Annotated in this window: 23 protein-coding genes; 9 read left to right on the forward strand and 14 right to left on the reverse strand. The window is 73.8% G+C overall.

Annotated features, from left to right (window positions below; genetic code table 11):
• Positions 1-86 precede the first annotated feature (86 nt).
• Positions 87-1,451, reverse strand: a complete 1,365-nt coding sequence (locus tag AC3IX6_RS34805; protein ID WP_489367254.1) for a dipeptidase — start codon at positions 1,449-1,451, stop codon at positions 87-89.
• 301 nt (positions 1,452-1,752) lie between these two features.
• Between AC3IX6_RS34805 and AC3IX6_RS34810 the strand changes: the two genes are divergently transcribed.
• Positions 1,753-3,072: a geranylgeranyl reductase family protein gene (locus AC3IX6_RS34810; protein ID WP_489371653.1), complete on the forward strand. Its 1,320-nt coding sequence runs from the start codon at positions 1,753-1,755 to the stop codon at positions 3,070-3,072.
• 573 nt (positions 3,073-3,645) lie between these two features.
• Here the strand turns inward: AC3IX6_RS34810 and AC3IX6_RS34815 are convergent.
• Positions 3,646-4,104: a nitroreductase/quinone reductase family protein gene (locus AC3IX6_RS34815; protein WP_489367255.1), complete on the reverse strand. Its 459-nt coding sequence runs from the start codon at positions 4,102-4,104 to the stop codon at positions 3,646-3,648.
• A 148-nt stretch (positions 4,105-4,252) separates the two neighbouring features.
• Here AC3IX6_RS34815 and AC3IX6_RS34820 point away from each other — a divergent pair, with 148 nt between their 5' ends.
• Together AC3IX6_RS34820 and AC3IX6_RS34825 are read left to right on the forward strand one after the other, a co-directional pair.
• Positions 4,253-4,951, forward strand: a complete 699-nt coding sequence (locus AC3IX6_RS34820) for a TetR/AcrR family transcriptional regulator (protein WP_489367256.1) — start codon at positions 4,253-4,255, stop codon at positions 4,949-4,951.
• 194 nt (positions 4,952-5,145) lie between these two features.
• Positions 5,146-6,120 carry a spherulation-specific family 4 protein gene (locus tag AC3IX6_RS34825; protein ID WP_489367257.1) on the forward strand — a complete coding sequence of 325 codons (975 nt, stop codon included), beginning with the start codon at positions 5,146-5,148 and terminating at the stop codon, positions 6,118-6,120.
• On the opposite strand, the gene AC3IX6_RS34830 is transcribed toward AC3IX6_RS34825, so the two are convergent.
• From AC3IX6_RS34830 to AC3IX6_RS34840, 3 genes are read right to left on the reverse strand one after another with little or no spacing between them, the layout of a single operon-like run.
• A complete protein-coding gene (locus tag AC3IX6_RS34830; RefSeq protein WP_489367258.1) occupies positions 6,106-6,459 on the reverse strand; it encodes a VOC family protein in 354 nt (117 codons plus the stop codon). The two genes, AC3IX6_RS34825 and AC3IX6_RS34830, sit on opposite strands and share 15 nt — an antisense overlap.
• Before the next feature lie 32 nt (positions 6,460-6,491).
• Positions 6,492-6,761, reverse strand: coding sequence for a DUF6332 family protein (locus tag AC3IX6_RS34835; protein ID WP_489367259.1), 270 nt, complete (start codon positions 6,759-6,761; stop codon positions 6,492-6,494).
• Between the two features lie 51 nt (positions 6,762-6,812).
• A complete protein-coding gene (locus AC3IX6_RS34840) occupies positions 6,813-7,568 on the reverse strand; it encodes a maleylpyruvate isomerase family mycothiol-dependent enzyme (RefSeq protein ID WP_489367260.1) in 756 nt (251 codons plus the stop codon).
• 63 nt (positions 7,569-7,631) lie between these two features.
• Here AC3IX6_RS34840 and AC3IX6_RS34845 point away from each other — a divergent pair, with 63 nt between their 5' ends.
• Positions 7,632-8,318 (forward strand): alpha-ketoglutarate-dependent dioxygenase AlkB family protein, encoded by a 687-nt coding sequence (locus tag AC3IX6_RS34845; protein WP_489367261.1) that lies wholly within the window; start codon positions 7,632-7,634, stop codon positions 8,316-8,318.
• A gap of 43 nt (positions 8,319-8,361) precedes the next feature.
• Positions 8,362-9,810 carry an ROK family transcriptional regulator gene (locus AC3IX6_RS34850; RefSeq protein WP_489367262.1) on the forward strand — a complete coding sequence of 483 codons (1,449 nt, stop codon included), beginning with the start codon at positions 8,362-8,364 and terminating at the stop codon, positions 9,808-9,810.
• Positions 9,811-9,848: 38 nt separating this feature from the next.
• On the opposite strand, the gene AC3IX6_RS34855 is transcribed toward AC3IX6_RS34850, so the two are convergent.
• Positions 9,849-10,526 (reverse strand): ATP-binding protein, encoded by a 678-nt coding sequence (locus AC3IX6_RS34855; RefSeq protein WP_489367263.1) that lies wholly within the window; start codon positions 10,524-10,526, stop codon positions 9,849-9,851.
• A 247-nt stretch (positions 10,527-10,773) separates the two neighbouring features.
• Between AC3IX6_RS34855 and cds1 the strand changes: the two genes are divergently transcribed.
• Together cds1 and AC3IX6_RS34865 are read left to right on the forward strand one after the other, a co-directional pair.
• Positions 10,774-11,901 (forward strand): L-cysteine desulfhydrase Cds1, encoded by a 1,128-nt coding sequence (gene cds1 / locus AC3IX6_RS34860; protein ID WP_489367264.1) that lies wholly within the window; start codon positions 10,774-10,776, stop codon positions 11,899-11,901.
• A 79-nt stretch (positions 11,902-11,980) separates the two neighbouring features.
• On the forward strand, positions 11,981-12,643 hold the full coding sequence (locus tag AC3IX6_RS34865) for a hypothetical protein (RefSeq protein WP_489367265.1): 663 nt from the start codon (positions 11,981-11,983) through the stop codon (positions 12,641-12,643).
• 74 nt (positions 12,644-12,717) lie between these two features.
• Here AC3IX6_RS34865 and AC3IX6_RS34870 read toward each other — a convergent pair whose 3' ends face one another.
• The gene (locus AC3IX6_RS34870) at positions 12,718-13,209 is read right to left on the reverse strand and encodes an SRPBCC family protein (RefSeq protein ID WP_489367266.1); all 492 of its coding nucleotides are present in this window, start codon (positions 13,207-13,209) and stop codon (positions 12,718-12,720) included.
• 244 nt (positions 13,210-13,453) lie between these two features.
• On the opposite strand from AC3IX6_RS34870, the gene AC3IX6_RS34875 reads away from it, so the two are divergent.
• Positions 13,454-13,981: a GNAT family N-acetyltransferase gene (locus AC3IX6_RS34875; protein WP_489367267.1), complete on the forward strand. Its 528-nt coding sequence runs from the start codon at positions 13,454-13,456 to the stop codon at positions 13,979-13,981.
• 20 nt (positions 13,982-14,001) lie between these two features.
• Here the strand turns inward: AC3IX6_RS34875 and AC3IX6_RS34880 are convergent, their stop codons facing one another.
• The 6 genes from AC3IX6_RS34880 to AC3IX6_RS34905 all read right to left on the reverse strand — a co-directional run bounded on the left by AC3IX6_RS34880 (position 14,002) and on the right by AC3IX6_RS34905 (position 21,926).
• Entirely contained in the window at positions 14,002-14,925 is a 924-nt protein-coding gene (locus AC3IX6_RS34880) for a DUF8094 domain-containing protein (RefSeq protein ID WP_489367268.1), read from the reverse strand.
• A gap of 315 nt (positions 14,926-15,240) precedes the next feature.
• Positions 15,241-17,733 carry a right-handed parallel beta-helix repeat-containing protein gene (locus tag AC3IX6_RS34885; protein ID WP_489367269.1) on the reverse strand — a complete coding sequence of 831 codons (2,493 nt, stop codon included), beginning with the start codon at positions 17,731-17,733 and terminating at the stop codon, positions 15,241-15,243.
• Between the two features lie 105 nt (positions 17,734-17,838).
• Positions 17,839-18,450 (reverse strand): Rv1733c family protein, encoded by a 612-nt coding sequence (locus AC3IX6_RS34890; RefSeq protein ID WP_489367270.1) that lies wholly within the window; start codon positions 18,448-18,450, stop codon positions 17,839-17,841.
• Positions 18,451-18,696: 246 nt separating this feature from the next.
• Positions 18,697-19,521, reverse strand: a complete 825-nt coding sequence (locus tag AC3IX6_RS34895) for an MOSC domain-containing protein (RefSeq protein WP_489367271.1) — start codon at positions 19,519-19,521, stop codon at positions 18,697-18,699.
• A gap of 72 nt (positions 19,522-19,593) precedes the next feature.
• Positions 19,594-20,190, reverse strand: coding sequence for a DUF6643 family protein (locus tag AC3IX6_RS34900; protein WP_489367272.1), 597 nt, complete (start codon positions 20,188-20,190; stop codon positions 19,594-19,596).
• A 257-nt stretch (positions 20,191-20,447) separates the two neighbouring features.
• On the reverse strand, positions 20,448-21,926 hold the full coding sequence (locus AC3IX6_RS34905) for a glycosyltransferase (RefSeq protein WP_489367273.1): 1,479 nt from the start codon (positions 21,924-21,926) through the stop codon (positions 20,448-20,450).
• Positions 21,927-22,811: 885 nt separating this feature from the next.
• Between AC3IX6_RS34905 and AC3IX6_RS34910 the strand changes: the two genes are divergently transcribed.
• Positions 22,812-23,630 (forward strand): glutamate racemase, encoded by an 819-nt coding sequence (locus AC3IX6_RS34910; protein ID WP_489367274.1) that lies wholly within the window; start codon positions 22,812-22,814, stop codon positions 23,628-23,630.
• A 67-nt stretch (positions 23,631-23,697) separates the two neighbouring features.
• Here the strand turns inward: AC3IX6_RS34910 and AC3IX6_RS34915 are convergent, their stop codons facing one another.
• Positions 23,698-24,636: a GlxA family transcriptional regulator gene (locus AC3IX6_RS34915; RefSeq protein WP_489367275.1), complete on the reverse strand. Its 939-nt coding sequence runs from the start codon at positions 24,634-24,636 to the stop codon at positions 23,698-23,700.
• Between the last annotated feature and the right edge of the window lie 46 nt (positions 24,637-24,682).

Here is a 24,682-nt window from a genome sequence, read left to right on the forward strand (position 1 = left end):
CACGCCGACGGCGCAGGTTGCGCCGTCAGCGTGGTTCGCTCCTGGCGGAGCGCCGGGCAGTGTCCGTGACACCGCCCGGGGCGCCGTCAGGCGCGCTTGGACTCCGCGTAGTTGAGGAGGAACAGCGCCTCCGTGACCGACAGGCGTTCCAGCTCCTCCGGGGAGACGCTCTCGTTCACCGCGTGGATCTGCGCCTCCGGCTCGCTCAGGCCGATGAGCAGCATCTCCGCTTGCGGGTACAGCTCGGTCAGCGTGTTGCACAGGGGGATGGAGCCGCCCATGCCGCTGATCTGCATCTCCTGGCCGGGGTAGGCCACCTGCATGGCCTGCGCCATCGAGGCGTACGCGGGGCTGGCCGTGTCCGCCTGGAACGGCTGCCCCTGGCCGACGACTTCGAGCTCCAGGCGCGCCTTCCACGGGGTGTGCGCCACCAGGTGCGCCTCCAGGAGCTTGATCGCCTCCGCCGTGTCCACGCCCGGCGGCACCCGCAGGCTCACCAGCGCGCCCGCGCTCGCGTGCACCGAGGGGGTGGCACCGACCAGCGGCGGGGAGTCGATGGCCAGCACGGTGACGGCCGGCCGGGACCACAGCCGGTCCGCGATCGTGCCCGCGCCGATCAGCTCGACCCCGTCGAGCACCTTCGCGTCGGAACGGAAGTCGGCCTCCGGGTACTGGAGCCCCTCCCACACCGCGTCCGAGGCCAGCCCGTCCACCGTGGTCGAACCGTCCGGCGCGCGCAGCGAGGCCAGCAGCTGGATCAGGGCGGCCATCGCGTCGGGGGCGACCCCGCCGAACATGCCGGAGTGCAGGTTGCCGCCCAGGGTGTCGATCTTGACCTTCAGCAGGCACATGCCGCGCAGGGTCGCGGTGACCGTCGGCAGGCCCGTACGGAAGTTGCCCGCGTCGCCGATCACCACAGCGTCGGCGGCCAGCAGTTCGGGGTGGGCCGTCGCGTACTGCTGGAGACCGCCGGTGCCCTGTTCCTCCGAGCCCTCGACGATCACCTTCACGTTCACCGGGACGCCGCCGTTGGCCTTCAGGGCGCGCAGGGCGAGCAGGTGCAGGATGAACCCGCCCTTGCAGTCGGCGCTGCCGCGGCCGTACCAGCGGCCGTTCCGCTCGGTCAGCTCGAAGGCCGGGGAGATCCAGGCAGCGTCGTCCAGCGGGGGCTGCACGTCGTAGTGCGCGTACAGCAGGACCGTCGGGGCGTCCGCCGGGCCGGGCAGGAACCCGTACACCGACTGGGTGCCGTCAGGGGTGTCGAGCAGCGCCACGTCCTGGAAGCCCTCGGCGCGCAGCGCGTCGGCCACCCACTTCGCGGCGGCCTGGCTCTCGCTCTGGGGGAACTGGGCCCAGTCCGCCACCGACTGGAAAGCCACCAGCTCGGACAGCTCCTGCTTGGCGCGGGGCATCAGCGAGGCGACGGTCTCGGCGATCGGATGAGACGGCATGGGCACGCTCCTCTTGGGTGCGACGTTGGTGTACGTGTACGGGTTACGTATACGCCTCCCGCATGCGCGGGGTGTGCGTATGCGGGCTACGGCAAAAGACTCTTCCGATCCTCGCACAACGGGGCAGTCGATCTCGCGCCGTAGGATTTCCCCGGCATCGGAGCAACGGCATGAACCGCATGATCAGGAGCAGCAGCACATCGTGAGCAGCGACGAGAGCGACAGCGGCGACGTACGCGACGCGGCGGCAGGACAGACCGCTCAGGGGGCGGACGCGCAAACGGCCGGGGGGACCGGCGAGGTGTGGGACGTGGTCGTGGTCGGGGCGGGGCCCGCCGGGTCCTCGGCCGCGCACGCGGCAGCCTCCGCGGGACGGCGCGTTCTGCTGTTGGAGAAGGCGGAACTGCCCCGGTACAAGACCTGTGGCGGAGGCATCATCGGCCCCTCGCGCGATGCGCTCCCGCCAGGTTTCGTGCTCCCCTTCAAGGACCGCGTCCACGCGGTCACCTTCTCGCTGGACGGGAAGTACCCCCGGACCCGGCGCTCCAAGCAGATGTTGTTCGGGCTGATCAACCGGCCCGAGTTCGACGCGGCGCTGGTCGCCGAGGCGGAGAAGGCCGGCGCCACGGTCCGTACGGGTACGGCCGTCGCGCGGGTGGAACAGCACGGGGCGTCCGTGCCCGACCGGCGGACCGTCGCGGTGGTCCTCGCCGACGGCGAGACCGTGCTGGCCCGGGCCGTGGTCGGCGCGGACGGCAGCGCGAGCCGGATCGGCGCGCACGTCGGCGTCGAGATGGACCAGGTCGACCTCGGCCTGGAAGCGGAGATCCCCGTCCCGGAGACGGTCGCCGCGGACTGGAAGGGCCGGGTCCTCATCGACTGGGGGCCGCTGCCCGGCAGCTACGGCTGGGTCTTCCCCAAGGGCGACACCCTCACCGTCGGGGTCATCTCCGCGAAGGGCGAGGGCGCCGCGACCAAGCGGTACCTGGACGACTTCATCGCCCGGTTGGGCCTGTCCGGCTTCGAACCGGCACTCTCCTCCGGGCACTTGACCCGCTGCCGGAAGCCCGGATCGCCGCTTTCGCGGGGGCGGGTCCTGGTCGCGGGCGACGCGGCCGGACTGCTGGAGCCGTGGACCCGGGAGGGCATCTCCTTCGCGCTGCGCTCGGGGCGGCTCGCCGGGGAGTGGGCCGTGAAGATCTCCGAGGCCCAGGACGCCGTGGACGCGCGCCGCCAGGCCCTCAACTACGCCTTCGCCGTGAAGGCGGGGCTGGGTGTGGAGATGGGTGTCGGCAAGCGGATGCTGGAACTCTTCGAGGCGAAGCCGGGCCTGCTGCACGCGGCGATCACCGGTTTCCGGCCGGCCTGGCTGGCCTTCGCGCGGATTGCGCGGGGGTCGCTGACGCTGGCCGAGATGGTGCGTACGTACCCGCTGGCGCGCAAGGCGCTGCACGTGCTGGACGCACGGCAGGCACGGACCCGGGGCGGGGCCGGCGTCGAGGCCGGCGCGGAGTCCGGGTCCGGGGCCGGTGCAGGGTCCGGTACCGGTACCAGCCCCGGTGCGGGTGCGGGTGCGGGTGCCGGGGAGCAGGACGGGGCTCAGGGAGGGGCCAAGGGCTGAGCCCGGGCTGATCCCCCGCGACTGAGCGCAGGGCTCAAGTCGCCGTCCCCGGTGGGGGAACGGTGGCATCGAAGTGCGGAGTGTGGCGGTCTTGCCGGGCGTACCGGCGAGGCCGCCACCGCGTTTTCGGGGCCGGGCGGCCGGGTGGCCGGGTGGCCGGGTGGCCGGGTGGCCGGGTGGCCGGGTGGCCGGGTGGCCGGGACGGTACGGGCTGGGGTGGCGCGGCGACGGGGTGGTGCGGGCCGGGCTGGCGCCGGGCCGGGGTGGCGCGGCGACGTGGTGGCGGTGGGGGATGGTCCGGCGACGTGATGGTGCGGGCTGGTGTGGTGCGGGCCGGAGTGGCGACGGTGTGGTGCGGGCCGGAGTGGCGACGGTGTGGTGCGGGCCGGAGTGGCGACGGTGTGGTGCGGGCCGGAGTGGCGCGGGCCGGGGTGGCGCGGCGACGGGGTGGTGGGGGGATGGTCCGGCGATGTGATGGTGCGGGGTTGGGTGGTGTTGAGGGCGGCGGGTGCCGGGGCCGGCGGGGTGGGGTGGTGACGGGAGGGTGCCGGGGCCGGTGGGGTGGGGGGTTGGTCAGGGGGTGAGCGTGATGCGGAAGACCGGGTGGTCGGGGGCGGCGGCGCGGAGCTCGGGCTCGGAGGACTTCGCGGTGACCCCGTTGAAGAACCGGTTGACCTCCCAGCCCCACTTCTTCAGGTAGCCGCGCAGCACGACGGCCTGCTCGGCGGGGTCCGTGAGCTCGGTGACGGTGAAGGCGTGCACGGTGCGGCCCAGCCGGAGTTCACCGCCGCCCGCGGCACGCATGTTGCGGACCCACTGGGAGTGGCCGCGGGCGGAGACCAGGTAGCGGGTGCCGTCCTGGTGGTACGGGTTCACCGGGATCCGCTGCATCTTCCCGGAGGTGCGGCCGCGCACCGACAGCTCGGCCGTTCCGGCCAGGCTCATGCCCAGGCGGGCCAGCTTGCCGATGAGGGCGTTGAAGCGGATCCCGAGCGGGCCGGCCTGGACGTAGTACGGCTTGGACGCGTTCATGGTGGCCTCCGAGGCGTTTGGGAGAGCACTGCTCTCGCTTGAGAACAGTGTGCACGGATCGGTGCTCCAAAACAAGAGCAGTGCTCTCTGAATAGATCGGCGATCTCGTTGGTGGGCAGTGCTCTGCCCGCGTGGCACACTGAGCCCCATGAGCACCGTGCGAGGGGCGAGGGAACGAGCCCGCATCGAAGTCACCGCCGCCATCAAGGACGAGGCGCGCCGCGCACTCGCGGCGGAGGGCGCGGCCAAACTCTCGCTGCGCGCCGTCGCCCGCGAGCTGGGCATGGTCTCCTCCGCCCTCTACCGCTACTTCCCCAGCCGCGACGAGCTCCTCACCGCCCTCATCGTCGACGCCTACAACAGCGTCGGCGCCGCCGCCGAGGACGCCGACACCCGCTCCCTCGCCGCGGGCGGCACCCCCCGCGCCCGCTGGGCCGCGGTCTGCGCGTCCGTCCGCGCCTGGGCGCTGGAGCACCCGCACGAGTACGCCCTCATCTACGGCTCGCCCGTCCCGGGCTACACCGCCCCGCCCGACACCGTCGGCCCCGCCTCCCGCGTGGGCAACGCCCTCATCGGCATCGTGCGCGCCGCCTACGAGGGCCGCGGCATCGCCCTCCCGCCGCTCCCCGCCGAGCTGCGCCCCGAGGCCGCCCGGATGGCCGCGGACTTCGCCGAAGGCCTGCCCCCCGAGGCCGCGGCGGCCCTGGTCGCCGCCTGGGCGCAGCTCGTCGGACTGATCTCCTTCGAGCTGTTCGGCCAGTTCAACCGGGTCGTCGAGGACCGTGACGCCTTCTTCGCGCACGCCTCCGGACAGCTGGCGCACGGGGTCGGACTGCCCGCCGTATAGGGCGGGGCGGGGCCGTTCCGGCCGGGACGGGGAAAGTTCGCTTGTCAGTTCCTCGTACGGAAGCAGGGGAATCGGCCCTGGTGCGCCCGGCGGCCCGTCTAGTGTTCCTCGGGCCGGGGTCCTGTCCCGGTTGCCGTCCCAGGCGCCCGGCCATCGCCCCGGCGCCGCCCCCGCCGCCGCCCCGAGGAGCAGTCATGACCCGCGCCGCGAAGGCCGTTTACGCCGTCCTGGCCACCCTCTTACTTGCCGCGCCGGCGCCGGCCGTCACCGCGTCGGCGAGTTCGGAGCCGAGCCGCACCCAGGCCCGGACCCCGGCGCCCGCCCCGGCCCCCGATTTCAGACCGGCGCCCCGGGCGGCCGGCGTACGGGGCCTGGAGATAGCCGTCCCGGCCTACGTCTGGGCCGACGACCAGATGCTCGTCGATCTCACCGCCACCAGCCCGGCCGCCTCGGTGGTGGTCCTCAACCCGGGCAACGGCGACTCCCCGTTCGACGCCCCCTGGCGGGCCCGCGCCGACGCGCTGCGCACCGGCACCACCGCCACCGGCGAGAAGACCAAGGTGCTCGGCTACGTCCACACCGACCACGGCAACCGCGACATCGCCGCGGTGAAGGCATCCGTGGACAACTACCTGAAGCCCGTCGACGGCGGTGACGGCCGCCTCCACGTGGACGGCATCTTCTTCGACGTGGTCAGCCGCGACTGCGGCCCGGCCAACGCCACCCGCGACCACTACGCGGAGCTCCGCCGCTACGTGCAGGACACCATGGAAGCCGTGGCCCCCGGCACCTCGGACCTGGTCGTCAACAACCCCGGTACGGCCATCGCCGACTGCTACCTGGAGCCCGGCCGGCGCACCGCCGACGTCTTCGTCACCTTCGAGGACAGGTACGCGGCCTACTCGGGCGCCGGCTGGCTCGGCGGCAACGTCTTCAACGCACTCACCGGCTACCGCTCCGGCGCCGAACTCGACCCGAGCGGCACCGCGTTCTGGCACCTCGTACACGACGTGCCCGACGCCACCGCGATGCGGGCGACGCTGCGCACGGCCTTCGAACGCGGCGCGGGCTACGCCTACGCCACCAGCGCGCAGATGCCCAACCCCTGGGACGCCCGGCCCGGTTGGAAGTACCGCGCCCAGACCTGGTACGCCTCAACCCTGGGCTGAGCCGCACTCCGTCCGCGCGACGGCGGTGATCTCGACGGCGCTGATCTCGACCGTCCGGCCGTCGGGGTCCACGAGCCGGTGCCGCCCCGGGGCGAGCGGTGGCCGCGCCGCGGCCGCGTCGACGGTCAGCCCCAGCCGCAGGGCGCCGGTGAGACGGTCGTCGCCGGCGGGATAGAGCTCCAGGACCATGCCGTCCGGGAGGACGGCCGCGTAGTGGTCCGGTCCGCGGCCGTGGCGTTCCGCGGTGAACACCAGGCCGAGGTCCGCGTAGAACCGGCGGCAGTCCTCCAACCGCGGTGTGTACAGCACCAGAAGCGAGAGCCGGGCCGTGGAATCCATGCGGCCCAGTCTAGGAGGCCGGCTCGGAGGCCCTAGGAGCTGCCGAGGTCCTCGCGGACGGCGGCTTGCGGGCGACGGGTGAAGCGCCACAGGACCTGTGTGACCCGGAGGACGAACGCCGTCGCGGCCAGCACGCCGCCCACCGTCGCCAGGGTCCGGTCGGTCGCGGGGGAGAGGTCGAAGGCCAGGGCGGGGCCGTACAGCGCCGCGAAGACGAGTCCGGCCGCGAAAACGCCGCTGACGAAGGCGAACACGATCTCGATGGTGACCGCGTCCCGGTCGGCCTGACTGCGTAGCTCCATGCACGCAGTCTCGCCGCCCGGGCCGCACCACGGCAAGACACCGCCCAGGCGTCAGATTCCGGCCGTGTCCACCCAGAGCCGGGCCAGTTCCGCGTCGCCCGTCACGCCCGGTCCGGCGAGCGGCTGCCGGTTCCACAGCGCCGAGTAGAGCCAGGAGGCCTCGCCCGTCAGCGTGCAGTCCGCCTCCGTGCCGTCCGTGCCGTAGGCGTCTCCGCGTACCGTGCGCGCCGGCTCCGCCGACAGGTGTACGGTCCACACCGCGCCCGTGTCGGAGGCCCGTACCCGCATCACCCGCGGCTCCGCCGTCCGGACCCGGCTCTGCGGCCGCGCGTGGAAGCCGGTCAGCAGCTCGTCCACCCCGTCCTCCGCGAAGGCCGGGTCCACCGCCCCGAAGGACACGCCCAGCGCGGCTTCCGCGTCCATCCGGTGCACGGTGGTCTCGTGCGCCTGGCGCCGCGCCCAGAAGGCCAGCGGCGAAGGCGGCGCGGTCGGCAGGAAGGTCCAGCACTGGGCGTCGGCCGAGGTCCCGGTCAGGGTCCGCACCAGCGTCGCGTGGCCCTCGCGGAACCAGGCCAGCAGTTCCGCGCCCACCAGCTCCGGCGCGTCCGGGAACGGCGCCCGCTCGGTGAGCCCCTGCGCCACGTACCCGGTGGCCCAGCGGTGCACGGAGCCCGTGTGGCGCAGCAGATCGGCCACCCGCCACTGCGGACAGGTGGGCACCAGGGCATCCGTACCGGCCCGTTCGGCGATGTCGGCGAGCTGCTCGCCCTCGCGGGCCACGGTCTTCACGTAGCTGATGATCTCCATGCCAGGAGTTTCGCAGCCGCCCGCGGGGACGCACAACGAAGGATGATGGAGGTCACGGAGGAGGTGACAGGGCAGGTGGCGGAGGCCAGGGAGCACCCGGACGGCGAGCTCTTCCCGCGCGAGCGGGCCGAGATCGTGCCCGGGGCCGTGCACGTGCCCGACTGGCTGGGGCCCGAGCGGCAGCGGGAGTTGGTGGAGGCCTGCCGGGAATGGGCCCGGCCGCCCGCCGGGCTGCGTACGGTGCGCACGCCGGGCGGGGGGACGATGAGCGCCCGGCAGGTGTGCCTGGGGCTGCACTGGTACCCGTACGGATACGCGCCCACCGCCGTCGACGGGGACGGCGCCCCGGTCAAGGCGATGCCCGACTGGCTCGCACGGCTGGGGCGCAGCGCCGTGGCCGCGGCGTACGGGCAGGCTCCGGATCCGGGCGTCGCGTACGACATCGCCTTGGTCAACTTCTACGAGGGCGACTCCCGCATGGGCATGCACCGGGACGCCGAGGAGCGCTCGGAAGCCCCGGTGGTCTCGCTGAGCCTGGGTGATTCCTGCCTCTTCCGCTTCGGCAACACCGCCTCGCGCGGGCGTCCGTATCGGGACGTTGAGCTGCGCAGCGGGGATCTGTTCGTCTTCGGCGGGCCCGTCCGACGGGCCTTTCACGGCGTGCCGAAAGTCCTGCCCGGCACCGCTCCGCCGGGCCTCGGGCTGACCGGGCGGCTGAACATCACGCTCCGGGTCGGCGGGCTCCGCTAGCAGGCGGCGCCCTCGACGCTCCGATCATGCGAGGATCGCTGTCATGAACGGCAACGGGGCCCCGCGGCGGGTGGGGGATGTGACCACGGTGTCCGCTGGGACGGACGGGATGGACGGGGCGGGCGGGACGGGCGGGACAGAAGCAGCCGGCACGGCCGAGGGATCCGGCAGGGCCTCGGCCTCGGCTTCGCCGTCGACCTCGGAATCCGCCTCGGCTTCGGCGTCTGCCTCTGCTGCGGCCTCCGCCGCGACTTCCGCCGCGGCCTCCGCCTCCGCCGCGGCCGGCTCCGCACGGACCAAGCTGGAGCGGGGCCGTGGCGCGCTCGGGCCGGCGCTGGAGCTCGTCCACACCGGCCGGGCCCCGACCCGCGCGGTCCTGACGGCCGAGCTCGGTGTCACGCGCGCCACCGCCGGCGCCGTCGCCGCCGAACTGGAGGCGCTCGGCCTGATCCGCGTGGACTCCCGCCCCGGCGGGGCCGGCGGAACCCAGGGCCGCCCCTCGCACCGGCTCTCCGTGGACGAGAACGGCCCGGTGGCGCTGGCCGCGCAGGTGCACTCGGACGGGTTCCGGGCCGCCCTGGTCGGCCTCGGCGGCCGCATCGTCGCCACGGCTCCCGGACGGGTGCCCGTGTCGGCCGACCCCGCACAGGTCCTCGGTGCGGTCGTCGAAGCCGGGGCCGCGCTGCTCGCGCAGACCGGCCGGCGCTGCATCGGCGCCGGCCTCGCGGTGCCCTCGGCGGTCGCGGAGCCGGAGGGTACGGCGCTGAACCCGCTGCACCTGGCCTGGCCCGCCGGATCCCCGGTGCGGGCCATCTTCGCCGACTGCGTGAAGGAGGCCGGCATCGACGGCCCGGCGCTGACCGGCAACGACGTGAACCTCGCCGCGCTCGCCGAGCACCGGCACGGCGCAGGCCGCAGCGCGCAGCACCTGCTGTGCGTGGCCACCGGGCACCGCGGGGTCGGCGGGGCGCTCGTCCTGGACGGCCGTCTGCACAGCGGGAGTTCGGGCCTGGCCCTGGAGGTCGGCCACCTCACCGTGAACCCGGAGGGGCGCGCCTGCCACTGCGGCAGTCGCGGCTGCCTCGACGTGGAGGCCGACCCGCTGGCCTTCCTCACCGCCGCCGGGCGCACCCCGGGCCCGGAGGTGTCCCTGCTCCAGCAGGCCCGTGACCTGCTGCGCGAGGAGTCGGCGGACCCGGGCGTACGGGCCGCCACCGAGGAGCTCATCGACCGGCTCGGCCTCGGCCTCGCGGGCCTGGTCAACATCCTGAATCCGGACCGGATCATCCTGGGCGGACTCCACCGCGAGCTGCTCTACGCCGACCCCGAGCGGCTGCGCGCGGTGGTCGCGGACCGCAGCCTGTGGGGGCGCAGCGGGGGCGTGCCGATCCTGCCGTGCACGCTCGACCACAACAGCCTGGTCGGCGCCGCCGAACTGGCGTGGCAGCCGGTGCTGGACGACCCCCTCGGGGCCCTGGGCACGGCGGCCTGACCGCCCGTGCCCCCTCCGGCGGCTGCTGCGGCCGGAGGCTACCCGGGCCGGGCGCCGACCGAGGCGGTCACCGACAGGCCGGCGGAGACCGGCTCGGGGGGTGCGGCGACGGGCGGGGCGGGCGCGGGGTCCCGTACGGCCTTCTTCTCGGGCAGGAGCACCGGCTTCCCGGGCGGGAGCACCGGCTTTTCGGCCAGGAGCACCGGGTGGCCTTCCGGTGCGGCCGGGCCGGGGGCGGCGCGCAGGGAGAACCACACCACCTTGCCCGGGCAGTCCTCCTGCTGCCGGGCCCCCCACGCCTCGCTGAGGGCCTCCACGAGCGCGAGCCCGCGGCCGGAGGTCTCCAGGGCGTCGACCGGGGAACCGTCCGCGGGGCGGGTGGCCCCGGCGGCCGCCGCGTCCCCGGAGGACCCGCGGTCAACCGAGGCCCCGCAGTCCCCGGAGTGCCGGAGCATCGGGAGGCGGGGGTCGCTGTCGTAGACGGAGACGGTCAGCCGGCCGAGGCGCAGCTCGATCTCGACGGTGCACGTCTTGTCCGGCTGCGCATGGCGGTGGACGTTGCTGAGCAGCTCCGTCACGCCGAGCGCAGCCCGGTCTATGAGCGGATCGAGCTGCCAGTGGCGCAGTTGCGCCGAAACGATTCGGCGGATCTGTCCGATCCGCAAGGGCAGGGCCTGCAGTTCGACGACGCAGTGCCTGCGGGAATGACTGATCACGGCTGCGACTCCCCGACATCAGTGTTACGGGTGCTGCACCCTCGGTGACGCCTCCCCAGGGTCACCCACTGTGGGCCGCTGTGCAACCGAACGCGATCGAAAGGGATCCGCATGGATACCCAAAGTGACCGTTTGTGCAGGTGAGGGGGGTACATTGCGAAAGCGGGCGGCGAAAGGCGAAGAGGCGCCGGGCCGGCCGAGGACTCGGGGACATCGGGACATCGGGACACACGAAGGAGCACGGCGCATGAGCACCACCGGCACGACCGCCACGACCATCGACGTCGACCGCAGCGACGCGGACTACCGCGCGTGGCTGAAAGAGGCCGTCCGCAAGGTGCAGGCGGACGCGAACCGCTCGGCCGACACCCACCTGCTGCGCTTCCCGCTCCCCGAGGCCTGGGGCATCGACCTCTACCTGAAGGACGAGTCCACCCACCCGACGGGCTCCCTCAAGCACCGCCTCGCCCGTTCCCTGTTCCTCTACGCCCTCTGCAACGGCTGGATCCGCCCCGGTCGCCCCGTCATCGAGGCCTCGTCCGGTTCCACCGCCGTCTCGGAGGCGTACTTCGCCAAGCTGATCGGCGTCCCGTTCATCGCCGTCATGCCGCGTACGACGAGCCCGGAGAAGTGCCGGCTCATCGAGTTCCACGGCGGCGAATGTCACTTCGTCGACGACTCGATGAAGATGTACGAGGAGTCCGCCGAGCTCGCCGCCCGCACCGGCGGCCACTACATGGACCAGTTCACGTACGCGGAGCGGGCGACGGACTGGCGCGGCAACAACAACATCGCCGAATCGATGTACCAGCAGCTGCGGTTGGAGCGTTACCCCGAGCCCGCCTGGATCGTGGCCACGGCCGGCACCGGCGGCACCTCCGCGACGATCGCCCGCTACGTGCACTACATGCAGCACGACACCCGCATCTGCGTCCCGGACCCGGAGAACTCGTGCTTCTTCGACGGCTGGACCCAGGGCGACCCCCACGCGACGAGCGATTGCGGCTCGCGCATCGAGGGCATCGGCCGGCCCCGGATGGAGCCGAGCTTCGTCCCCGGGGCCATCGACCGGATGATGCGGGTCCCGGACGCCGCGAGCGTCGCCGCGTGCCGGGCGCTGGAGCGGGTGATCGGCCGCAAGGCGGGCGGTTCCACGGGTACCGGGGTGTGGAGCGCGCTGAAGATCATCTCGGAGATGGTGGCCGAGGGGCGTACGGGCAGCGTCGTGACCCTGCTCTGCGACGGGGGTGAGCGCTACCTCGACAAGTACTACTCCGACGCGTGGCTGGCGGAGCAGGGGCTCGACATCACCCCGTACGCGCGGACGCTCGACACCATGCTGGCGACCGGCGTGTGGAGCGAGCCCGTCGGCTGAAACGTTTCCCTGGCCGGGGCGAGGTCCGCTGGCTACCCTGTGCTGACGTTGGACGGGGTACGGCGCGGGGTGGGGAGCCATGGCGGAGTCGGCGGACGGCGGGACCGGAGCGCAGGGCCAAGGCGGGGGCGGCGAGGGCTCGTTGGCCTGTCCCCGGTGCGGCCGGGAGGACCAGGTGCTCGGCGTGTCCGCCGCGTACCTGCGGGCCAAGGCCAAGCTGAGCGTGGAGAGCAGGGGCGGCGACGGCGACAACGTGACGACCCGCGAGGAGAACTCGGCGCTGGCCAAGGCCCTCGCGGTCGCCCCGGACGAGCCGGACGACAGCGCCATGGGCTGCCTCGGGGCGGTGCTCGTCCTGGTGGCGATCGGCGCCTTCGTCTGGGGCGGGATGGCGGGGAAGTGGTTCGAGGGCGGCACGCCCCCGCGGTTCTACGGGGGCGACGGCGATCTTCCCTTCGGAGTCGAGGACCCCACGACCTATCTGGGCTGGATCTCGGCGGCCTCGCTGCTCCTGGCCCCCCTCCTGATGGCCCTGTCGGGCCGGGCCGTACGCGCCTGGCGCCGCAAGACCGAACCGGGCCGGGTCGCCGCCGACCGCGTCTGGGCGGAGGCCTCGTACTGCGGCCGCTGCGGCACGGTCCACTTCCCCGGCGAACGGGCCATGACCTTGCAGGAGTTCCGCACCCGCGTCTGGACGGCGGGCGGCTACGGCGACCTGGCGGTGCGACACCCCGCGATCTGAACCACGCCGGGCCCGCCGCGATGCCCCCGTAGGCACGGAGGCGCCGACCCGAAGGCCCCTCCTGGCCGGCGCCCTTACTGATCCGACCCGCGGCGCCGTGCAGCCAGGCGCAGGTCCAGGGTGCGGATCGCCGAGCGGAACGAGTGGCCGAGTCCCGGCCGGGCCGCGGTGAGGGCGAAGCGGACGGCGGTCGGGCCGTCCGCGGCGAAGGTCCACTGGACGTGGGTGCCGGAGCCGGAGGGGGTGAGGCGCCACTCCTCCAGCAGGGCCCGTATGCCGGGGGCGTTGGTCGCGTCGACCCGGTACGCGTAGCGCCGCTCCGGGTCCGCGGCCATGATCGTTTCCTGGAACCGGACCCCGCCCGCCAGTTTGATCTCGCGCCCGGCGCCGCCGTGCGTGGGACGGGCCAGGGTGACGGCCCGGAACCAGCTCGGCCAGCCCTCGACCTCCTCGGCCAGCGCCCGGTACACGTCCTCGGGAGCCGCCGTGGTCCGGCCGGTGAAGACCAGGCGGGTGGGGGCGACCTCGATGAAGTCCAGTCCTACGGGGCGGAGTCGGCGGGCCATGGCGGCACTCCCTCGGTTCGGCGGACGGACGGTGGCATCCGGCGGGCTGTCACCTTAGCTGTCGGTCCGTCAGTTGTCCGCCACGGGGTCGCCCGGCGTGGAGTTGTCCGCCACGGGTCGGCCGGCATGGAGTTGTCCCGCCACGGGGTCGGCAGGCGTCGTCCCGGCCGGCGCGGCGGCGAAACGGGTTTTGCGGCGGCGGAGCCGTTTCGCCGGCCGGGCCCCGGCCGGGACAATGCCGTACATGCTTATCAGAGCAGCGCACATCGACGAGCTGTCCCTCCTGCAGGACATCGAGCGGGCCTCCGGCGAATGCTTCCGGACCATCGGCATGCCGGAGATCGCCGACGACGAACCGCTTCCGCTGGAGGAACTCCTCGGCTACCGGCGGGCCGGCCTGGCGTGGGTCGCGGCCGAAGGCGCCGGGACGGGCACCCCGGTCGGCTACCTCCTCGCCGACCGGGTCGACGGGAACCTGCACGTCGAGCAGGTGTCGGTGCATCCGCGATGCGCTCACCGCCGCATCGGGCGCTCCCTCCTGGAACACCTCGCGGAGCGGGCCCGGGCCGAAGGAGCCGCCGCACTGACCCTCACGACCTTCACCGACGTGCCGTGGAACGCCCCGTACTACGCCCGATGCGGATTCCGGACCCTGGACGAGAGCGGCCTCGGACCCGGCCTGCGCGACATCCGTGACCGCGAGGCCGTACACGGCCTCGACCGCTGGCCCCGGGTGTGCATGCGCCGGGACCTGCACCGGGGCGGGGGGTGAGGAGCGCGCGCCTGCTCGGCTCAGCCGCCGTCGTAGCGGGTGCCGTCGAACCTGTAGGGCCAGGACACCTCGGCGCCGATGGACACCTGGCCCCGCCCGGCCGGGATCTTGAGCACCGTCATGCTCAGCTGGGTCTGCGTGTAGCTGTTCCAGGGAATGCCGGTCGTCCCGGTCCATCCGCTGGGGGCGAACGTCCGGTAGCGGCCGGGTCCCATGCCGACGGTGAGCGTGTTCACCGACAGGCAGGCCACCAGCGCACCGCCGTCCACGGTCCGCCAAACGGGCCCGTACGGAGTGCGCGTGGGTTCCTGCGCCATCGTGAGGGACTTCGGACTGCCGAGCCGCTCGGGCAGCCCCTTGCGTGCGTCCGCGAGCTTCGCACGCGCCGCCGCGATGTTCGCGTCCCATCCCGGATCCGAGGAGTCCGTACCTTCCTTGCCGTTCCGGTAGTCGTAGTAACGGCCGCACACCTCGGCCGGATCCGCGCCCAGCTGTGAGGTGTCACCACCGGTGACGGCTTGGCCGTCGGGTCCGACTGCAGGCTCGGGCAGTGCTCCGACGGTTGGCGCGAAGGCTCTGAAGGCTGCACGCCACGTGCCGTCCTCGCCCTCGTGGTGGAGGGACCACCGCAGTTCGACCGCATTCTGCGCGGCACCGACCGTGTGGCTGCTCATCTCGCCCGCGGCCAGGATCCACCGGTCGCCGGCGCGCGTACCGGTGCCGGCCCAGGCATGGACAGCCGGTGCGACCTCGGGCGAGTTGGTGGGCCCGGGCGGCGAGCTGGTCCCGTACTTCCTGCCGTTCTCGGCGGCGGCGAGCTGTTGGTCCAGCCACGGACCGTCCGCGTACCCCTTGATCACCTCGGGGTCCTGGCTCTCCTGCTCGGCGCGCTTGTCGACTTCCTCGGCCAGACGGCGGGCCTCGTCCGCGGTCAACGGCTTCACAGCGGCCGACGAACCCTTGCTTCCGTCCGCGGCGGTTGCCGCCCCGGAGCCCTTCGTGGCCGACGTGCTTTCGCATCCGACCGCCCCAAGTACCACCACTGCAGTGACCAGCGGCATCAGACGCCTCACCAGTTGCCCCCCGCTCAGCCAACAGAACGCTCACGTGATCTTGCCTCAGGTGTCGGCGCAGCACCTTGCGATCAAGCCACTCGACCAACTCCGTCTGCTGGGGAGGCTGCGGGGCTGGAGCAGGCCGGTCGACATCGATCGGGCGGACGGCCGCCGGCGGCGCCCCTGCCGCGGGGCGGCGTCCGGTCAGAGGTCCGGGAGATCCGTTGGGTAGAGGAGGGTGAGGTCGTCCTTGCTTGGTTCCGGTAGTTGGGCGACCCGGCCCGCGTGCCGCTCGACCATCGACTCGAAGGTCTGACGGGCGGTGCGGCCGTTGCCGAAGGCGGGGCCCTTGGGCAGGTCGGTGAAGTACGTCAGAAGGGCTTCGGAGGTCTTCTCGCCGAGCAGGTACTCGTGCTCCTCGGCCTGCTGCTCCACGATCCGCAGCAGCTCCCCGGGGCCGTAGTCCCCGAAGGTGATGGTCCGGGAGAAGCGGGAGGCCACCCCCGGGTTCACGGTGAGGAAGCGGTCCATCTCCGCCGTGTACCCGGCGACGATCACCACCACCGCGTCCCGGTGGTCCTCCATCAGCTTCACCAGCGTGTCGATCGCCTCGCGCCCGAAGTCGCGGCCCGAGTCCTCGGGCGCCAGCGCGTACGCCTCGTCGATGAACAGCACCCCGCCGCGCGCCCGGTCGAAGGCCTCCTGCGTGCGGATCGCCGTGGACCCGATGTGCTCGCCGACCAGGTCGACCCGGGACACCTCCACGAGGTGGCCGCGCTCCAGCACCCCGAGGGAGGCCAGGATCTCCCCGTACAACCGGGCCACGGTGGTCTTGCCGGTACCGGGGGAGCCGGTGAAGACCAGGTGGCGGCGGACCGAGGCGGCCTTGAGCCCCGCCTGCTGGCGGCGCCGGCCCACCTCGATCATGTCGGTGAGCGCACGGACCTCGCGCTTGACGCTGTCCAGTCCCACGAGCGCGTCGAGGTGCCCCAGCACCTCGACCGAACCACGGGCCGCGGGCTGCCCGGTCGCGGCGGCGGCATCCGTTTCGTCGGCCGGCCGCTGGGCCGGCACCCGCTCGGCCGTGCCCACCGCGACGGGGCCCGGCGCGGCCGACACCGTACGGATCCCCGTACGCTCCCCGGCCGCCGCCACGCCCGCACCCGCGCCCGCACCCGCGCCCGTGCCGGGGCCCGTGCCGGAGGCGGACCGGGCGGCGAGACGCGGCCCGGACTCGTCGCTCGTGCAGTCCTCGGCGACCGGGCCGTCCTCCGCGAACTCGTAGCCCCCGCGCGCACAGCGCTCGGTGTGGCAGCGGTGCAGGGAGGTGCGGCAGCCGTCGATGACGTGGAAACCGAAGCCCGCGCTGCCCGTGACCCGGCACGCGGTGAAGGTGCCGCGCCCGCCGGCGGACACGTAGAAGCCGGCTTCGGCGGGGGAGGTGACCGTGCACCGCTCCAGCGTGGGATCCGCGCCCTTGGTGACGATCACACCGGTCTGGACGGAGTCGATGGAGCAGTTGGCGAGGGTGCCGCCGCTGCCGTGGTCGCGGAACCAGGCTCCCGTCGCCGCCTCGCGGATCCGGCAGTCGTCCAGCTGGGCCGTCGCCCCGTCGCTCACCGAGACGGCGGTGTTGCGCACTTGGGAGATGTCGCTGTCCACGACGTCCACGCGCGAACCCCGGTCCAGGACGAACAGCGCGTCCGGTACGTCGTGCACCCGGCAGGAGTCCAGCGACACCCCGGCTCCGTCGCTGATCCAGACGGCGGGATAGTCGCCGGTGCTGTCGTGGATCTCGCAGGAATCGGCGACGACGCGAGTGCCCGGATCCCACACCGACAGGCCGTTGCGGCCGAAGCGGCGGACGCTGGTGCGGCTGAGCGTGAGCACCGAACGGGAGCGCAGGTCGACCGCGTTCTCCGGGATGTCGTGGATGTCGCAGCCGGCGAGCGTGAGCACGGCGTCCGTGTCGAGGGTGACCCCGTCGGCCGAGGTGCGGTGGACCGCGCAGTCGGTGAGCACGGCCGTGGCCCGGGCGGCGATCTGCACGCCGGCGCCCTTGATCTCGTAGACCTCGCAGCCCAGCGCCTCCAGGCCCGAGCCGTCGCCGGTCACCGCGATGCCGGCGCCGGTGGCGTGGTGGATCCGGCAGCGCTCCAGCCGGGGGCGGCCACCGCCGCGCACGGAGACCCCGGTCTGGCCGGCGGCCACCACCTCGCAGTCGGCGAACACCCCGCCGCCGCCGTCCAGTACGGCGATCCCGATCCCGGCCGGGTTCTCCACCGTGCAGCGCCGGACCAGCGGCCGCGCACCGCTTCCGCGGACCTCGATGCCGGCCGCCGACCGGGTGCTCACCCGCACGTCGGTGAGCTCGGGGGAGCCGTCCTCGACGAGGAGCGCGGGCGCCGTCGGGTCCTGACCCTCCAGATGGATGTCCTGGATGACGGCCGAGGCGCGGACGGTCAGCGCCACCCCGTCGAGCGGCGCGATCCGCACCGAACCCAGCGAGCCCTCCGGGCCGCGCAGGGTCACGGCGTGGTGCAGCACCAGATTCTCCCGGTAGGTGCCCGGCGCGATGGACAGGACGTCGCCGTCGCCCGCCACGGCCAGCGCGGCGGTCAGCGTCGGATAATCACCGGAGCGGCGACGCCACCGCGAGGAACCGCCGTGCGTCACCTGGACCGTGCCCTGAGCCATGGTGCTGTCGTGCCCCCACCCTCGTGTTCCGTAAGTCCGCCTGCCGGCCGGAGCTGCGGCTCCGGCGCTCCACCGTAGCGCGCGCGGGGCCGGTGAGTTGCCAGGTCAGCTGCCCGCATCCGCCCGGCCCCAGTCCGGCCCCGCCGCGGCCCACGCGCGGTCCAGCCGGATGTACCGCCGATGCATGAGCCTACGTACGACCAGACGGCGAAGCGTCTCCACGAGCGCGGCGATGACCAGGGCCGCCGCGAGACCCGCCATGCCCGCGTGGAAACTGGCGGAGGAGGGGTCGAGGGGCTGTCCGACGAGCCGGCCGTGGGTATCGGTCCATATCCGGAACCGGTCGCCGGGATGCGGCGGTTCCTCCGCGGCCGGCACCGTGCCCTGGTGGTTGCTGCCGTCGGGCGCCGTCCACGAGGCGACGATCTGGGTACGCTGCGGGGTCTGGCGCTGCGCCGCCGGTTCGGTGGCCGCACCGAGGAGCGGATCCGGGGTCGGCCGGACCACCACCGCCGGTACGAGATGGCGCTCCTCCCGCTGTTCGCGCGCGGCCCGCTGCAGCGTGCCGTCCACCCGCAGGCCGGCGGCCCAGCCGATGGCCGGAGCCACCAACAGGACGCACAGCAGCGCCGCGAAGGCCACCCAGGCCTCGAAAAGATCCGTCTGGCGGCGCAGCGGATTGCGCCGCCAGCGCCACACTCCCATTGCTGTCCGCACGGTCCGGCTCCCCCTACTTGTGCCAGTCTGCGCCCTGCCTGCCGTCCCAGCCTCCCGCATGCCCCGGCCACCCGCATTCCGGGACGCGCGAGACGTGTGTCACCCGATCCGGTGCTCACGTCCCGAATGTTCCAACGGGCAGGCGGGGGCGGTTGGTTCCAGGGTGACGCGAGAGCCCCTCGAAGGTGTCATTCCGGGTGGTCTCTCCGGCCCTGTGGAGGGCCCGGCGGGATCCTCAGCAGGCCCTCAGGCCAGGACGCGGACCTCGTCGCCGACCCGCAGCGTCCCCAGTTGGACCGGCACCAGCTGTCGGCCGAAGGCCAGCGACTTCCCGATCCGCCGGTGCCTGGCCAGGGTCTGGAGCGGCTCCTTGCCCCGGATCGCCGTCGTCTGGTCGGTGGTCGTCACGACGCAGCGTCCGCACTCGCGCGCACCGCGGAAGACGGCGTCGCCGATCGCGACGCGCTGCCAGCCGTCCTCGGCCCACGCCTCGGCCCCGGACACCACCACGTTCGGGCGGAACCGGTTCATCGGGAGGGGGCCCTCGTCCGGATGGCTTCCCCGGGCGACCAGCGCGTTGAGCGCGTCCAGCGAGGCGAGGGTGGTGATCAGCAGCGGATAGCCGTCGGCGAGGCTCACGGTCTCGCCGGGCAGCGCGTACTGGGGATCGACCGGCCGGCGTACGGCGGGGTCGTCCAGGTGCACCAGGTGCGCCGGTACGCCCAGGTACGCGGTGAACCAGTCGGCGGCGGCCGGCGCCGCCGCCACGGTCTCGATCTTCTTGCCGAAGAGCATCACCGGCTCCAGCGGACCCCGCTCCGGGACCTCCACCGTCAGATCCGCCATGCCCGGCGCCGAGACCTCGAACCCGCCGCCCCCCAGCGGACGGGCCCGCGCCAAGGCCAGCCTGGGCTGCTGGCGTTGGGTGATGACCGCGCCCTCCCCGTCCACCACCGCCCACCTGCGGTCACCGGACAGACCCCAGGGCTCCACGGCCACCTCGTCGGGTGCCGTCCCCGCCACCGATTTGACGGGATGGACGTGGAGCGCCTGGACATGCAGTTTCACCATGGGGAAATACTGCCAGCCGTCCTCACGGACTCCGCGGCGACCTCGTCGGAGAGGGCCGGCCGGCCGAGGCGGTCAGTAACCGCGTCCCTGCGGCTGGTACGGACGCCCGTACGGGTCCTCGAACGAGGCGGCCGGGACGGGCGCGGGCTGCGCCTGCATCGGACGCGGCGCCGCCGGTCGCATCGCCTCGTACCCGGTGCCCGTGGCGACCGGGCGGGGCTGCTGCGGCTGGGACTGCGGGATGTACCCCGTGCGGGCCGCGAACGGCTGCGGCTGCGGCGGGACGTACGGCACCGGCGCCTGCTGGAGCGGCATCGGCATCGACATGGGCTGCGGCATCGGGGCCATCTGCTGCATCTGCTGCATGTGCGGCATCTGCTGGGGCGCGGCCTGCTGCTGGTACGGGTACCCGTACGCCGGGGCCTGCTGCTGTTGTTGCGGCCGGGCGGGCGGCAGCGCTGCCGGCAGTGCGGGGAGCGCGGACGCGAGGGCCGGGAGGTACCCACCGCTCGAGTAGCCGGCGCTCGGCGAGTCGTAGGCGGCGGGGACGCGGATCGGGGCGATCTGCGGAGTGCCGCGTTCGGCGACGAGGGAGTCGTAGATAGGGGTGTCCGGGAAGGAGGGCGCGGAGTAGTAACCGCCGCCATAAGTGGAGCGGGGGGAGGTCATGGACCTAAGTTAAGCCCACGACTTCACCGGGTCCATAGCGAGGTGCCGCCAACACCGCCCTGACCTGCATATTCGCAGGTCAGGGCCACAGCTTTCACTTGGCGTTCACGTGCACGATTTGGTCACTTCCGCCCCGTCTTGCTCCTACTCGTACTCACCGGTTGGGTGATGCACGAATATGCCGCAGGCCTCGTGCTGACGAAGCGTCACAACCCCGTGACCTCGGACGACGTCAAGTCGAAGGACGGAGTCCGGTTTCAGGCGTCGCCGGGGCGGGCATATGTACGGCCCTTCCATGCCGCTCCGCGTCCGCGGTAGTGCTGCACGGCCGAGTCGACGGTCATCAGGAGGTAGAGCAGCGCGGTGAGCGGGAGCAACGGTGCGAGGGCCGCCGGCTGGCGGTAGTAGCGCAGCATCGGCAGGTACGTGCCGGCCATCAGCAGCCAGGCCAGGCCGCCCGCCCAGGCGACGGCGGGCCGGCCGGCGGCGAGGCCCGCGAGGAGCGCGGCCGGCGGCACGAGGTAGACCAGGACCAGCCCGGCCACCGTCCCGGCCAGCAGCGCGGGGTGGTGGCGCAGTTGCGCGTAGGCGCTGCGGGAAACCATCCGCCACAGGTCCGCGAGGGAGCTGTACGGGCGCACGCTGTCGACCCGCTCCGCGAGGCCGAGCCAGATCCGCCCGCCGGTGCGCTGGACCGCCCGGGCGAGCGAGACGTCGTCGATGACGGCCTGCCGGATCGACTCCGGAACCCCGGCCCGCACGGCCGCCTCGGTGCGCAGCAGGACGCACCCGCCGGCGGCGGCCGCGGTGCGGGCCGCGGGGCGGTTGATCCAGCGGAAGGGGTAGAGCTGGGCGAAGAAGTACACGAAGGCGGGAACGATCAGCCGCTCCCAGACGCTGACGGCGCGCAGCCGGGCCATCTGGGAGACCAGGTCGAGGTCGGCCGCCGTCGCGGCGGAGACCAGCTCGCGCAGGCTGTCGGGTTCGTGGGCGATGTCGGCGTCGGTGAGGAGGAGGTAGTCGGGGGCGGGGCCCGGGCTGGAACCCGGGCTGGAACCAGTGCTGGGGCCGGGGCTGGAGCCGGGGTGGTGCGGGCCGCGGGCGGGGCCGGAGTGCGGGCCGGAAGCGGGGTTGGACCCCGAGGCGGAACCGGGGTCGGCATCCGGGCCGGGGCCCGGCCCGGCATCCGGAGCGGAGCTCAGGCCGGAGCTCAGGCCGGGGTCCGGAGCGGGGCTCAGGGCAGAGCTCAGCCTGGCATCCGGGCCGGAGCTCCGGCCGGAGCTCAGCCCGGAATCCGGGCCGGAGCTCAGGCCGGGGTCCGGAGCGGAGCTCAGGACGGAGCCGGTGCAGGCGTGGGTGATGCCGTGGCGCAACGCCCAGAGTTTGCCGGTCCAGCCGGCGGCGGGTTCGCCGGGGGAGAGGATCGTCAGGGGCAGCCCGCCGGGGTGCGCGTCGGCGAGCCGCCGGGCGAGGTCGGCCGTGCCGTCCGTACTGCCGTCGTCGACCAGGATGACCTCGGCCGCGCCGGGATAGTCCTGCGCGAGGAGCGAGGGCAGGCTGTGCGGCAGCACCTCGGCCTCGTCCCTGGCCGGGACCACGATCGCGACGGACGGCCAGCGGGCGGGGGCGTGCCGGGGAGGCAGGCGCGTATCGGTCCGCCAGAACATGCCCTGGCCGAGGGTGAGCCAGAGCCAGACGGCGAGCGAGACGCACGCGGCGACGAGGAGGTAACCCATCCCGGCAGTCTGCCGGGACCGGCGCCGCGGAGGGTGCCGGGACACCGGCGTTCGGCGGTCCGGGTCGGGGCGCCTACGCGGCCCCGACCCGGGAAGGCGGTCCCGTGCGGCGCCGGGCGCAGGACCGGAGCGGGCGCCGGGTGCTAGGCCGTCTCTTTCGGATCTTGCCTGGCCCGCGCCGCCCGGCACCGCACCTCGGCGCACTGCCGAGGCACCCGAGTACGTCCAGTACGCGGGAGCCCCGGCAGCGCGCCGAGGCACGGCACCGGACGACGCGGGCCTGACCGGCAAGATCCGAAAGAGACGGCCTAGGCGGCTGCCGCTTCTGGGCGGGCAGGCGGGTCGGCGGGCAGGCGTCGGGCCGCTTCATGGCGGGGCGCGCGGTGCGGGGCGCAAGCGCGGTCCCGGGGCGGTGACAGGCCGGGCGCGCGAGCGGCTTTCGCGGCGGGTGTGGGCGCGGCCGCACCGTCGGGCGCCGGGGTCCGACGGCACCCTCGCGTCGCCGCCCGCGGAGCGGCCATGTGGTGAGAGCGAGTGCCGGAAGCGGTATGGCGGACGGGAGTCTGGCGACGGGCCCCAGGCAGTCTCTTTCGGATCGTGCCGTCAGGTCCGCGTCGTCCGGCACCGCACCTCGGCGCGCTGCCGGGGCTTGCGCGGACCGGACGTCATCGGGTGCCCCGGTCGGTGCGGCGAGGTGCGGTGCCGGGCGGCGTGGGCCGGGCGGGATCCGGAAGGGACGGCCTGGGTGGGGCGAGGCCGTCCGGGGCGTCGCGCCGCCGGGGGAGGGGTCGGGCGGCCCCGTGCCCGCCGCTTCGTGCTCGGTGGGCGACGGAGTGGCGGGTCCGTTGCCCCGGGTGGGGTGGGGGGATCGATTAAGGTGACCAAGTGAAGATCGCCCTCATGGACTCCGGTATCGGCCTCCTCGCGGCGGCCGCCGCGCTGCGGCGGCTGCGGCCGGACGCGGAGCTGGTGCTGTCCAGCGACCCCGACGGGATGCCCTGGGGTCCGAGGACTCCGCAGGACCTCACCGGGCGGGCCCTCGCCGTCGCGCGGGCCGCCGCCGCGCACCGGCCGGACGCGCTGATCGTCGCCTGCAACACCGCTTCCGTACACGCCCTGCCCGCGCTGCGCGCCGAACTGGAGCCGTCGATCCCGGTGATCGGGACCGTACCGGCGATCAAGCCCGCCGCGGCCGCCGGAGGGCGCGTGGCCATCTGGGCCACCCCCGCCACCACCGGCAGTCCCTACCAGCGTGGCCTGATCCGCGACTTCGCAGCCGGCGCGCGCGTCACCGAGGTGCCCTGCCCGGGGCTGGCCGACGCCGTCGAGGCGGGCGACGAGGACGCCGTCGTACGGACCGTCGCCGCGGCCGCCGCGCTGACCCCGGCCGACGTCACCGACGTGGTGCTCGGCTGCACCCACTACGAGCTGGTCGAGGCCCCCATCAGGGCCGCGCTCGACCGGCGCACCGGCGGCGGCGCGTACGTCTTCCACGGCTCCGCCGAGCCCGTCGCCGTCCAGGCCCTGCGCCGGCTCGGCGCCCGCCCGGAGCCCGGCCTGCCGTACACCGGCAGCCTCACCGTCCTGCTCAGCGGCCGCCCCGGCACGCTCCCCGAAGCAGCCCTCCGGTACGCCGAGGGCCGTCTGCTGACCGGGCGGAGCGCCGGCGTGGGCGAAGCGGTCGCAGGACCCGTCCCGGGCTGAGCCCCGACCAGCGGCGCGGCCCCGGCCGAAGAGGCCCGGCACGCGGGTCGGCCGGGAGGTGCGCCGGTCAGCTGAACGCGCGGCGGTAGGCGTGGGGGCTGACCCCGGTGGTGCGCTTGAAGCGGTCGCGGAAGGCGGTGGGCGAACCGAAGCCGACCTGGGCGCCGATGCGTTCGACGGAGTGCTGCGTGGTCTCCAGGAGGTGCTGCGCCTGGCGGACGCGGGCTCGGTGGAGCCACTGGAGCGGGGTGGTCCCGGTCTGCTCGCGGAAGTGCCGGATCAGGGTCCGCGTGCTGGTTCCGGCGCGGGCGGCGATGTCGGCGAGCGTGAGGTCGGAGGCCAGGTTCTCCTGCAGCCAGGACAGCAGGGGTTCCAGCACGGAACCCCGCGGGGTGGGCGCGTGGTCGTGCACGATGAACTGCGCCTGCCCGCCCTCCCGCTCCAGGGGCATGACGGACAGCCGGGCCGCGTCGGCGGCGACCGCCGAGCCGTAGTCCTTGCGGATCATGTGCAGGCACAGGTCCAGGCCCGCGGCAGCGCCGGCCGAGGTGAGGATCCGGCCGTTGTCCACGTACAGGACGTCCGGATCGACCTCGATGTCCGGGTAGGTGGCGGCGAGGAGATCGGCCGCCATCCAATGGGTCGTCGCCCGCAGGCCGTTCAGGAGCCCGGTGGCGGCCAGCGGGAACGTCCCCGAGCAGATGGAGGCGATGCGCGTGCCCTGCCCGGCCGCCACCAGCAGCGCGGCGCGGACGGCGGGGGAGAGCGGAGCCGTGGGGACGTCGGTACCGGGCACGATGATCGTGTCCGCGCCCTGGAGTCCCTCCAGCCCCCACGGCGCGCGCAGGCTGAACGAACCCGCGTCGACCTCCGGCTGCTCCGCGCACACCCTGATCTGGTAGCCCGGGCGGCCGTCCGGCAGGCGGGTACGGGTGAAGACCTCGATCGGGGTCGACAGATCGAAGGGGATCACCCGGTCCAGGGCGAGGACGGCGACGGTGTGCATGGCCAGAACATACCCGGTCGATGAGCTGGCTGACGGGGCCACGTGA

The organism is Streptomyces sp. GL_141, from assembly GCF_057834385.1.

Excerpts from the sequence above, each read along its gene's own strand:
- AC3IX6_RS34915 (WP_489367275.1), bottom strand. The coding sequence starts at position 24,636 with ATGCACACCGTCGCCGTCCTCGCCCTGGACCGGGTGATCCCCTTCGAT.
- AC3IX6_RS34820 (WP_489367256.1), top strand. The coding sequence starts at position 4,253 with ATGAGCACCGTGCGAGGGGCGAGGGAACGAGCCCGCATCGAAGTCACC.
- AC3IX6_RS34900 (WP_489367272.1), bottom strand. The coding sequence starts at position 20,190 with ATGACCTCCCCCCGCTCCACTTATGGCGGCGGTTACTACTCCGCGCCC.
- AC3IX6_RS34825 (WP_489367257.1), top strand. The coding sequence starts at position 5,146 with ATGACCCGCGCCGCGAAGGCCGTTTACGCCGTCCTGGCCACCCTCTTA.
- AC3IX6_RS34835 (WP_489367259.1), bottom strand. The coding sequence starts at position 6,761 with ATGGAGCTACGCAGTCAGGCCGACCGGGACGCGGTCACCATCGAGATC.
- AC3IX6_RS34870 (WP_489367266.1), bottom strand. The coding sequence starts at position 13,209 with ATGGCCCGCCGACTCCGCCCCGTAGGACTGGACTTCATCGAGGTCGCC.
- AC3IX6_RS34905 (WP_489367273.1), bottom strand. The coding sequence starts at position 21,926 with ATGGGTTACCTCCTCGTCGCCGCGTGCGTCTCGCTCGCCGTCTGGCTC.
- AC3IX6_RS34885 (WP_489367269.1), bottom strand. The coding sequence starts at position 17,733 with ATGGCTCAGGGCACGGTCCAGGTGACGCACGGCGGTTCCTCGCGGTGG.
- AC3IX6_RS34840 (WP_489367260.1), bottom strand. The coding sequence starts at position 7,568 with ATGGAGATCATCAGCTACGTGAAGACCGTGGCCCGCGAGGGCGAGCAG.
- AC3IX6_RS34895 (WP_489367271.1), bottom strand. The coding sequence starts at position 19,521 with ATGGTGAAACTGCATGTCCAGGCGCTCCACGTCCATCCCGTCAAATCG.
- AC3IX6_RS34865 (WP_489367265.1), top strand. The coding sequence starts at position 11,981 with ATGGCGGAGTCGGCGGACGGCGGGACCGGAGCGCAGGGCCAAGGCGGG.
- AC3IX6_RS34815 (WP_489367255.1), bottom strand. The coding sequence starts at position 4,104 with ATGAACGCGTCCAAGCCGTACTACGTCCAGGCCGGCCCGCTCGGGATC.
- cds1 (WP_489367264.1), top strand. The coding sequence starts at position 10,774 with ATGAGCACCACCGGCACGACCGCCACGACCATCGACGTCGACCGCAGC.
- AC3IX6_RS34830 (WP_489367258.1), bottom strand. The coding sequence starts at position 6,459 with ATGGATTCCACGGCCCGGCTCTCGCTTCTGGTGCTGTACACACCGCGG.
- AC3IX6_RS34850 (WP_489367262.1), top strand. The coding sequence starts at position 8,362 with ATGAACGGCAACGGGGCCCCGCGGCGGGTGGGGGATGTGACCACGGTG.
- AC3IX6_RS34875 (WP_489367267.1), top strand. The coding sequence starts at position 13,454 with ATGCTTATCAGAGCAGCGCACATCGACGAGCTGTCCCTCCTGCAGGAC.
- AC3IX6_RS34805 (WP_489367254.1), bottom strand. The coding sequence starts at position 1,451 with ATGCCGTCTCATCCGATCGCCGAGACCGTCGCCTCGCTGATGCCCCGC.